At 39.1% G+C, this 1,978-nt stretch carries 1 protein-coding gene and 1 pseudogene; both read right to left on the bottom strand.

All coding sequences use genetic code 11. The annotated features are described in order from the left end of the window. Window positions 1-322: 322 nt before the first annotated feature. Window positions 323-1,780, bottom strand: a complete 1,458-nt coding sequence (locus tag ACE01T_RS17190; protein ID WP_004695721.1) for a DASS family sodium-coupled anion symporter — start codon at window positions 1,778-1,780, stop codon at window positions 323-325. An 83-nt stretch (window positions 1,781-1,863) separates the two neighbouring features. Then, window positions 1,864-1,978 (bottom strand): annotated as a pseudogene (locus tag ACE01T_RS17185) (IS5/IS1182 family transposase); the annotation flags it as partial.

Raw genomic sequence — 1,978 nt, 5'->3', positions numbered from 1 at the left:
AATGATTTCACCTTGAAAGTGCCGACCGTGGAAGGGATTCATCTGCTGTATCTCGAAATAAATAAGATATTTAGCTTATCATGTCAGCCTATTTGCAACAGTGCCTCATGACTACTATGTCTGTGAAACAACAACAGATAAGCAAGCGCATAATTGGGTCTATGACATCGAGTCTAATTAATCAAATATATTTTTATTCAGTGAGTAAAATTATAACGAAGTTTCTGTAATGGACAGATATTAAAAAGCCCCCTTATTCAGGGGGCAGGTTGTATAGATATAACTATACTTATAAAATTTTAATTTTGTTATAGATATTAAATTACCAATAGCCCAGCATCTTCCACCAAAGTCCGCCCAATACAATAAAAATAGCTATATTGATAATGCTCATAGCAAAACCAGCTTTCCACCATTCACCAAGCGTTGTATAACCTGAACCATAAATAATAGGGGATGTACCTGTCGCATAATGAGTCAGCGTCATCATAATGCTTGATGCTGCTGCCATAATCAGTGCAAAGAACATTGGAGGAGCACCTAGTGCGATACCTGCAATGTAGAATGCTGAAAACATAGCGGTAATATGTGCAGTAGTACTGGCAAAAATATAGTGAGCGTACATATAAGCAAATAGTAAAAGCATGGAAGCAGGAACCCACGTTAAGCCAAGCTGTCCAATGCTAGTTTGTAAAACACCAGAAAACCAAGCGATTAAGCCGAGCTTATTTAAAAAGGTCGCCATCATGACCAATGCAGCAAACCAAGTTACTGTATCCCATGCACTCTTTTGAGTTAAGACATCATCCCAAGTTAAAACTCCTGTAAGCAGAAGGAGTGATAAACCAATAAACGCGGTTGTAGTTGGGTCTAAAGTCCACATATCACCCAACAACATGGCAGGAATACCTGCCCAGAGTAATAATAAAATTCCAAATACAGCCAACATAATCATTTCATGTAAGGTAATGGGACCCATTTCTTGTAAACGGTCTTTGGCAAATTGTGCAGCATTTGGTGTTTTTTTAATTTCAGGTGGGTACATAAAGTAAAGCGCAATCGGCATAAATGCTAATGCAACAACACCTGGTAAAACCATTGCTAATGCCCATGTGGTCCAACTCAAATGGATTTGACTATTGGTCGCTTTCGCAATGAGTTCAACGACTAAAGGGTTGGGTGCAGTAGCCGTAATAAACATGGCAGAAGTAATAGGATTTGAATGGTAATTGACCAAAGCAAGATATTTACCAATTTTACCTTCAGTGCCTTTTTCTGGATCTGAGTCAAAACTCGTTGCAATCGAGCGCACGATAGGGTGAATAATTCCGCCTCCACGTGCTGTATTACTTGGGGTAACAGGTGCAAGAATGAGTTCAGATAATGCAAGGCTATAGCCAATACCAATGGTTCTTTTACCCCAAACTGCAATAAAGTAATAACCTAGTCGTGCACCTAGCCCTGTTTTTTGTAACCCTTTTGAAATCATGATGGATATACCAATCAACCAAATAAGAGGGTTAGCAAAGCCACTTAAAGCATCTTTGATGGCATCGCTAGGGTTATCTGCTGTTACTCGGGTAATCGCGACCAGTGCTATCGCGATAATCGAAATTGCACCAATAGGCATTGCTTTACCAATAATGGCTGAAATAACACCAATAAACATCGCAAATAGAAGCCAAGCATTTGCAGAAACATCTTGCGGAATTGGAATGAGAAACCAAATAATAAGGGTAAGTGATACTGAAATTATGGTTGGTATGAGTTTGAATCCCATTGAATCGTACTCCAAAAATATAGTTATTATGGGCTTTGTTGCATAAACATTCAAAAGCTGAGTTCTCCCCAATCCATTCAAATTTAAGACACAACTTGGGTGCGAGGTCTACCTAATTCCGTAAATCTATTCAGAACTGCCACACGCGCATGAATTTCATTGACCTGACTTTGAAAATGTCTTGCCGTCAGCCTATCA

The organism is Acinetobacter uliginosus, from assembly GCF_044130295.1.
Taxonomy (GTDB): Bacteria; Pseudomonadota; Gammaproteobacteria; order Pseudomonadales; family Moraxellaceae; genus Acinetobacter.
Note: the sequence above shows the minus strand (reverse complement) of the source record. Positions and strands in the feature narration are given on the sequence as shown.